At 72.3% G+C, this 1,047-nt stretch carries 1 rRNA gene; it reads left to right on the top strand.

What is annotated here, in order from left to right:
- Positions 1-80: ribosomal RNA gene (gene rrf / locus AAT21_RS32850) — 5S ribosomal RNA — on the top strand; the annotation flags it as partial.
- Between the last annotated feature and the right edge of the window lie 967 nt (positions 81-1,047).

Here is a 1,047-nt window from a genome sequence, read left to right as displayed (position 1 = left end):
TTCCGAACCCGGAAGCTAAGCCTTTCAGCGCCGATGGTACTGCAGGGGGGACCCTGTGGGAGAGTAGGACGCCGCCGAACAATCTTTCAAAGGACCCTTGGTCCAGCGTTCAACGCTGGATCAAGGGTCCTTTTTGTTTTTCACTTCTTTACGCCGAAGCGCGGCCATGGGTTGGTTGCGCGAGAATGACTAGCGGTACCCCGAAGACAGGAGTCACACCCATGTCCAACTCTCCCGACGATCGTCCGGAGCGCGAGCCTCGGCGCAACGACGGCGGTGACAGGGGCGGCTACCGCGGGGGCCGTGACGACCGTGGGGGCGACCGTCCCCCGTTCCGTCGCGACGACCGCGGTGGCCGGCCGGCCGGTGGCGGTGGCGGTGGCTACCGTCGCGACGACCGTGGCGGGCGTCCCTCCGGCGGTGGCGGCGGCTTCCGCCGTGACGACCGTGGCGGGGACCGTCCGTCCTACCCGCGTCGCGACGACCGGGGCGGGGACCGTCCCTCCTTCCGTCGTGACGACCGGGGCGAGCGTCCCTCGTACCCGNTCGTGACGACCGTGGCGGCGACCGCCCCAGCTTCCCGCGTCGGGATGACCGGAGTGACCGCGGGGACCGTCCGTCGTACCCGCGTCGCGATGACGACCGTGGTGGGTACCGTGGCGGCCGTGACGACCGCGGTGGCGACCGCCCGTCCTACCCGCGTCGCGACGACCGTGGCGACCGGGGGGAGCGTCCCTCGTACCCGCGTCGTGACGACCGTGGCGGCGACCGCCCCAGCTTCCCGCGTCGGGATGACCGGGGTGACCGTCCGTCGTACCCGCGTCGCGATGACGACCGTGGTGGGTACCGTGGCGGCCGTGACGACCGCGGCGGGGACCGTCCGTCCTACCCGCGTCGCGACGACCGGGGCGACCGCGGGGACCGTCCCTCCTTCCGTCGCGACGACCGCGGTGAGCGTCCCTCGTACCCCCGCCGTGACGACCGTGGTGACCGGGGCGAGCGTCCGTCGTACCCGCGTCGCGACGACGACCGTGGCGGGGACCGCGG

The organism is Streptomyces yangpuensis (assembly GCF_001005295.1).
GTDB classification, from domain to species: domain Bacteria; phylum Actinomycetota; class Actinomycetes; order Streptomycetales; family Streptomycetaceae; genus Streptomyces; species Streptomyces yangpuensis.
This window is presented reverse-complemented; position numbering and strand designations above follow the sequence as displayed.